The sequence below is a fragment of the Cypionkella sp. genome, from assembly GCF_028290025.1.
Taxonomy (GTDB): Bacteria; Pseudomonadota; Alphaproteobacteria; order Rhodobacterales; family Rhodobacteraceae; genus Cypionkella.
In genome coordinates this window covers 1-7,416 of the sequence record NZ_JAQGKQ010000023.1, presented here as the reverse complement: position 1 = coordinate 7,416, position 7,416 = coordinate 1, and the positions used below count along the sequence as shown (strand labels likewise).

The 7,416-nt window shown below is 57.5% G+C and carries 4 protein-coding genes and 1 pseudogene; all 5 read right to left on the bottom strand.

Annotated elements, in window-relative coordinates:
• Positions 1 to 756: pseudogene (locus JWS10_RS03160) on the bottom strand (hypothetical protein); the annotation flags it as partial.
• Entirely contained in the window at positions 753 to 1,853 is a 1,101-nt protein-coding gene (locus JWS10_RS03155) for a glycosyl hydrolase family 8 (protein WP_299504681.1), read from the bottom strand. The pseudogene JWS10_RS03160 and the gene JWS10_RS03155, both read right to left, overlap by 4 nt.
• The gene (locus JWS10_RS03150) at positions 1,850 to 4,297 is read right to left on the bottom strand and encodes a cellulose biosynthesis cyclic di-GMP-binding regulatory protein BcsB (RefSeq protein WP_299504679.1); all 2,448 of its coding nucleotides are present in this window, start codon (positions 4,295 to 4,297) and stop codon (positions 1,850 to 1,852) included. The genes JWS10_RS03155 and JWS10_RS03150 overlap by 4 nt, the downstream gene beginning before the upstream one ends.
• Positions 4,294 to 6,588 (bottom strand): UDP-forming cellulose synthase catalytic subunit, encoded by a 2,295-nt coding sequence (gene bcsA / locus JWS10_RS03145; RefSeq protein ID WP_299504683.1) that lies wholly within the window; start codon positions 6,586 to 6,588, stop codon positions 4,294 to 4,296. The genes JWS10_RS03150 and bcsA overlap by 4 nt, the downstream gene beginning before the upstream one ends.
• 100 nt (positions 6,589 to 6,688) lie before the next feature.
• On the bottom strand, positions 6,689 to 7,096 hold the full coding sequence (locus JWS10_RS03140) for a hypothetical protein (protein WP_299504677.1): 408 nt from the start codon (positions 7,094 to 7,096) through the stop codon (positions 6,689 to 6,691).
• Positions 7,097 to 7,416 lie beyond the last annotated feature (320 nt).

Genomic DNA, 7,416 nt, shown 5'->3' with positions numbered 1-7,416 from the left:
GGCTGCCACATCCTCAACCGCAACGCAGGATGTGACAACGGAATGGGCAGCATTAACCAGCTTCACGGCTGATCCGCTGCGTTTACGCGAAAACAATATAGTAAGTCTCGCCGCAAGCGCTGACTCTTCCAATGTTGCGCTGATGTCTGGGAAGCTGGTGCAGGCTCCGACGATGGCAGAATAAGTTCCAACCGCAGCTGCCGTGGCCTGCTGGGCTTCTTGGGCCTTCGCTATACGCCATGCGTTGTTCACCCGATCGCAGCGCAATAAACCATCTGTGTTGTTCGCAATGTCGAGCGCCTGCGAGGCATTTCCAGCGTCAAGTGCTGCGTCAAGTTTCAGTTGCCCCTCGGCAGTTTCCAAAAGTTTGATCATGTCTGACGCAGGTACCCAGTCCGGGTGGGCAGCTTGCGTCGTAGCGATGGTCGCGCGGGCTTCTGCAAGCTGGTCTGCGGCGATTTGACGGTAAATCGTGTCAACTTCGACCGACGGCTGCGTGACCTTGAGCTTGGCAAGATCGGTAGGCGGCACCCAGCCAGGAAACTTCACCCGCAGCCTGCGCAATTCGGCTTCAATCGACGCAGTGTCGTTTTGTTGTATGTAGAAATTCAGCGCCTGAAGATCGCCGGCACTCGGCGCAGTTGCGGCTTGGGCAACCGGCGGCGTCGCAGGTGCGAGCGGATCGGTTTGCGCCTGCAAGGCCGCGGGGATCAATCCGAGCAGCAGGGCTGCGGTTATCAGGGTATATCTGGTCATATGGGCACACATTGTGGATACATTTCGGCCTGAACGACAAGCGCCATAAGATGCAGCGTCGCCGGATAATAGGGTTGGTCAGTTGAGAATGCGGGAATAGCGGCACCGACACTCCCTGATTGCGCGCATGACACCAGTCCGGCAATCGCCCGGTAGCCAAGATGTGGGCTACGCTCTAGCGAAGCACCGCTGACGCGATCATACACTGTTGTCGCATCGCCGCTCGCGTCAGCGGCAGAGCTTGCCGCTTTGGTATAGCGCAGGGCGGAGGGTGATGTTGCGTCCCCCGACCACGCGGCGAACAAAGGCACGCGCATCGCCTCGTAGCCCGCATTTGCCGAAAAGCGCGCTGGTGGCGCGGTCCAGCCGTTTGCATTGACCGCGGCCCAATCGGGCACCAGACCGGTCTCTGCCATTTTGCTCATGAGCGCAATGCCATCCGCCGCGACTTGCTCTAGCGCCTGCACGCCCGTTTGCGCCGCCAAATCACGCATTGCGCGCGGCATGTAGTAAGACGGGTTTATGACGAATCCAAGGTCGGTGGAGAAGCCCTCGGCGGCAGGCAGGAAAAGCAGCGCATCGCTGCCATCGGGGTGGGGTACGATACACAGACGGGCGAGATCGGTTGCAATCATGCGTGCCCGCGTGCCCAGCGCGGCTCGATTATGGCGGTTTGCGACGGCGGAAAGCGCCCAAGCATAGAAAAGGTCGCCGTCGCTGGCGTTGTTTTTATCCGGCACAGGCTTGGTCTGGTTGGGGTGCCAGCGCCAAGCCAACAGCGCATCTGCACGCACTGCGAGATTATCTTCGGTCCAGCCATAAATCAGATCAAAGGCAGCCATATCATCAAAAACCGCAGCGAGCGTTATTCCATAGCCTTGGCCTTCGGAATGGCTGTCAGAGTTCTGGAAGCCATCAACCACCCGGCCTTCAGGCGTCAGGCAAAGTTTTTTCCAAGCTTGCCACGAGGTTTGAAGCGGATGATCCGCCGGGATGGCTCCGGCAATCGCATGCGGCATCTGTGCATTGGCACTTTGTGCCCAAGCCATGCCAGCGATTGCGCCGCTTACAGTTCCGATGAAATTGCGCCGGTTCATGTGCGACTTCCCGAGCGACGTGTGATCAGTACGAACAACAGGGCGGGGATGACCGACAACAATGCGGCCACGAGCGTTACCATCGTGAAGATCGACGGCGACCAAGAGGCATAGTTACCAAGCACTGTGCGAAGGTTCCAGATGGTCAGTGGCTCTAACAATTCAGGCCGGCGCTTTTCCGACCATGTGACCCAACTGCCATCACGTAAAAGCAGTGCCGCTTGCCCATGCGCTTCACCCCGTCCAACGCGCCGAAAGCTGTCAACCTGCTGGGCAAGATCATTCATGCTGAGGTTCGGCCCTGCGATCAACCAAATATCGTCCGGTGTGTCGGGGTCCAACTGCAAAAGCAGCGCCTCGCCCGATTTGCCATCCAGCCAACTGAAAAGAGAGATCGTGCCGGGCAAAGTGAGATCTCGTACGCCGCCCAGCGCATAATACAACCAGCCTTCGGTCGAGAAAAAGTGCCCGAGCGACCAAGAGTTTTCAGGTGCAGTGGCAGCGGCGGTTTGACCAGAGGTGGCGATACCGTCTGCATTGGACAGACTAAAGCCCGGGTCGTCAGCAGATGCGGCGGGTTCAGAGCTTGCAGGCGCAGCGGGCAGCGTTGCATCTGGTGAAGTAGTCGGAGCAGTTGGGAGCCCCAGAGACGGATACACCGCGTTTTGGAGTAACCTTCGGGTGACACCTGTGCTGCCAGTCGGCACAAGCCCGACGCCGTCAAGGTCCACGATATGCAGGCGTGCCTTGGTAGTATCGCTCACAAGCGGACGCAACAACGCGCCAAATGCGATCAAAGTCTCGGTATCGCGCGCGGGCTTGGCGACCTCGGGTGGGATCACAATATCCGCACCGCTAAGCCGTGCGAGGCTGCGCGACATATCGGTTTGCCGCATCTTCGGCGATGGCGGCACGTCTAGCGTGCTGTCAGCAAGGACCACAAGCATGTCAGTGCTGCGCGGTGTACAAGGAAGATCGGGCGGGTCTCCTGGCACCGACATTTCGAACGTCAAAGTGTTAACGCCGGGGTTGAGACGATTGGCGCGGAAAACAATGTCGAGTGGCGGTTGCACCGTGCCACCCTTACGATCGAGCGGCAGGAGCCGGACCGTCTGACCGTTCACCTTGATCAGAAGAAGCGCGCCCTGCGCCAGATCGGCCGAAAATCCGTAATGCAAGGTAAACTGGGCTTTCTGCGAAGCCAACAGCAGCCAATCTTCGGGCAGCAAAAAGTTTACATCTTGTCGAAAGTAGTGCGTGTTGGCCAGAACGTTGACGCGACCCAAGTCGGTTAAGCTTGTCACATGTCCGGGCGTGAGCGTCGGAACATCCGGCTCAGCGATGCGAACGGGCAAGATAGCAGACAAATCGGGCAGGTTGCCGCCGGCATGTTCGATTTGAAGCACGAATGCCCCATCTGCGCCGCGTCTGAAACTGGCTTTTGGCTGTTGTGCCGCGCTGATCAAAGCGATGCGCGCCCGTGTATCATGCGCCATCTCCATAGAGTAAAATGGCAAAACTTCGATTTTGGGTGCGCCACCGATTGCATCGGTAATCCGGCCCGCCACATCGCGGATCAGAGTGACATCCTGGTTGTCGTCTACCAAAATCTCCACCGAACCACCGCGCGCAATCTGTGAATGCATGGCCGCGAGAAAACCCTGAGAATTGAGAGCCAACGTGGCGGGATCAATCTCGACCCCGCTTCGCCCGAGGGCGACCTCTGTCCAAAGGCCAAAAGACGCTTCGGGTCCGCAAAAGATGCGATGCGTCTGGGTCGCGGTAAGCGTGATCCGGTTTACGCCGGGGCTTAGGGCGGCAGTGGGTAAACGTTGTTGCGCAAAAGCCCCGATGTTATCCAGTGGAACCTTGCCCGCTTCGGTCCCATTGATGCGAACCGTCAGATACGAGGTGTCTGGCAGCACGTTGGCACTGGAACGCAGAGAAAGCAGCAATTCTGTTGGCACCTTGTCGCCTTCGGGCAGCGTCAAAACGAAATCTGCCGTGGCCGTCTCGCCTGTTAGCCGGAATTCGCCGGGTTGCGGTAAGCTGCCGCCAATGCGCACTTCGGTTGGGATGCTCTGCTCGGCCGGAACCAAGGCCAGCAACCAATCCGTCGCGGTTTCGACTGGTATAGCTGCTTCAAGTGGTGGCGCGGCCTTCAGCTCGCCTGGCAATGGTGTTGCGTCATTTTCGGGATTACTTACACTTGGTGCGGAGGGTGCAAGTTCAATTTGCGGTGGCTCGGTTGCTTCTTCGGGCACTTTCTGCGCGTCAGCGGTTGGTGCCACGCTGCCCAACGGCGCAGAAACGGACGGATCTGCTGCGGGTGTGGTCGCAGCTGGAGCCATTGGTTGCAACTGGATAAGAGGCGGTTCGCTGGTCTGGGCGAGCCCAAACTCTGGCATCAAAACCACCAGTGCAAGCGCGCAAAAACGCTTCATCGAACATCCTCCGCAAAAAACGCGGCACTTGGAATTGTCACCGGATCGTCAAAGCCGCGATTTTCGTCAAAGTCCGCGCCAAAGGCCACAAGATGTGCAGGCTTACGCTCGTGCGTGGCCATTATGGCCGTGCGGCGACGGCGCGCAGGCTCGCGCATGAAATCCCCGATGGTCAAGGGCAGTGAGGACAGGCTTAGCCAAAGCACATATATGACGCCAGCCAGCAGGCCCTTTTTCGCACGGGTGGCTTGCCGCATCTTCAGCCAGTTTTCGCTCGACCCGAAGATCAGGAAAGCGACCGTTTCCCTTACTTCCATCGCCTGATCGGGTAAAAACAGCAAGCCGAGAACCGGGCCTGATGGGGTGTCGAAGATCTTGCGCACGACAGCTGTGACAGGGCGTTGCAGATGTGGCGCATCACTGAATCGCGGCTGAAACTCGATCGTCTCGCCCACCGTCACCATCCGCGCGCCGCCCGCATTGCGCTGAGGCGGCGCAAGCCGGATGCGCGCACCGCTCGTTGAGGCGTCTAGCACGACGCCTTCCAGTGGGGTCGCACCCGATCCCTCCCACCACAGCGTCGTCGGCGCCTGCATATCCACCCGAGGCGAACTGCGGCGCTGCTGTTTTTCCGACACGGCACGCAACGATAAGGAGACCAGCAGCATGTTGATGACCGCCCACGTCCCAACCACGCCGAGCACGCTGCGGTCGCCCGGAAACGCGATCCAGCGCACGATTAACGCAATCACGCCAGCGGTCATCAGCGCGAACAAGAACAGCAGCGGACCGTAAATCGGCGAGATATAATCTTCGCTCAGGGTTTCATCTTTGGCCGTCACGTTGAACTTAGCGCCGCGTGGGTTCAAGATTGTACGGAAAATTGCCATGGCCAGATAAGGTGTCTGGGCAACCTCATAGACTTCTGAAATCAGCGGCCATCGATAGCGCGCAAACATCGCGTTCTGCACCAGAAAGCTGACCGCCATATAACTTAGAGTGTAGACCATCGCATCGCGGAAGGTGGAAACAAAAATCTCCACCCCGAAGAAAAGGTAGCTGAGCGGTGCCAGCAAATACACGAGCCGAATGATTGGAAACAACCAAAACGACATCGAGTTGATATAGCAAAGTCGTTGCAGAATCCGCAGCCCACCGCGAAACAGCGGGTTCTTGAGCATCAGCATTTGCATCATTCCCGAGGCCCACCGACCACGCTGTTGGATGAAAGATGCAAAGGTTTCTGGCTGCAACCCGGCAATCATCGCGCGATCGAGGTAGAGACTGCGCCAGCCTTTCGCATGGATTTCAAGCGCAGTCTCGGCGTCTTCGGTGATTGTCTCTCCGGCAAAACCACCCACCGAATCCAGCGCCTTGCGTCGCAAGACAGCAGCCGATCCGCAAAAGAAAGCACCGCCCCAGCGATCCAGCCCTCGGTGGATCAGAGAATAAAACATTTCGTTTTCGGGCGGGCAGGTTAAGCCCAGGTTGCGTTCGATTGGGTCTTTGTTGATGAAAAAATGCGGTGTCTGTACGAGGAAAAGTTTAGGATCATCAACGAAGTAACCAACCGTTCGTGCCAGAAAGTCGCGTGATGGGACGTGGTCGGCATCGAACACTACGACGAGATCGCCGTCCAGTTTTGCCAAAGCCGCACTCATGTTTCCCGCTTTGGCATGCTCATTGCGGGCTCGGGTGGAATACATGATGCCCAGTTCGTCACAAAGCTTCTGCAATTCTGCACGGCGTTCTTGTGATTTGCGGGCGATTTCTGGATCCGCAGAGTTGCAGCGTTGATCGGTGCCGCCGTCATCACACAATACAACCACGCGTTTTTCGCGGGGATAGATCATGTTTTTCGCCGCTGCTAGCGTAACGCTCAGCATCTCGGTGGGCTCGTTGTACGAGGGCACCAAAATGTTGACAGTGCGCAATTTGTCGATCGCGACTTTGGGCGGCAACGCGCGTTCGGTGGGGTCGGCCGTAATGAAAGCGTTCAAAAAGAACACCATGATCGAATAGGTTTCGACCCCAAAAAGGATCACCGCCAAAACGAAAGAGGGCGTTAGCCCAGCTTCTGGAAGTGTGTCGGTCAGTCGCCAGATCCAGTAACGCACCACGATAACGCTTCCGATTGCCAAAAGCGCGAAACGGGCCACGGTGTTGGCGGCGAAAGGTTTCAGCAACAGCAGAATGATAATGGCAACCAGCCCCAACAAACCTTGGGTGGCAGTGGACGATGGCACTGACGCCAACACGAGTGTCGGCAACATTAACGTTACCCAAGCCAAAAGCAGGCCAAAACCGTTAAAGTACTGCTTTTTCAAAGACAAGTTTCCTTCAAAACATGCGGCAGGTGCATCATAGAGGGTTGGTAAACGAGCAGCGGCGTCACGGGGTTGGCCCAGCAAGCGGTGACAACATCTGGATGCTGCCCTCTGCGGATGCGGCCGCTGCCCCTGCTGCATTGCCGATACTGCTGGCCATCATGGGTTCAAGTGCCGCGTCGACGTCACCGTTTACACAGTTGCGCATCATCACATCGAGGACGTTGGTGTCGCCCGGCATCTGCCGCATTCCGGTGTCTAATCTGCGCAAGCCCAGCACACAGATCGTGTTTGAGCCGATACGGTTTTCGGCCCAAAGATACATTCCAAGCGCATCCTCCCCGGTCAAAAGGTCGCCCGATTTCATGGTGGTGAAGGGCGCGGGCAGGCCGCCGATCCGGCGCAAAAATTCTTCGTAGCGGAAGCGGCCTTGCATTTGTCCGTCCACAACGCGCGCGCGTAAGGTCATCATGTTGTCGCCGCGGACTGCGGTTTGGTTCACGAGGCCGATACGTTGCTCTCTGCTATTGGTAAGTCCGCGCTCGGTTACAACAATCGCAGCGGGTGCATTAATCCAAGCCTGTCTGGTTGGTAAGGCGATAAACGCAGTCGTATCTTCGACATCAGACAGAAAGGGTGGCAATTGCGCAGGCGCCAAATTGCAACCTAGCAAAGCCATAAACCCACCGACCGCAGCCACGATGCGGGGCACTGCATTGATTCGCGTAGAATTGCTATGTCGCATGAAGGATCCTAGTTTCAGCCCTAACTAGGTGCGCTTTCAGCCCAAAT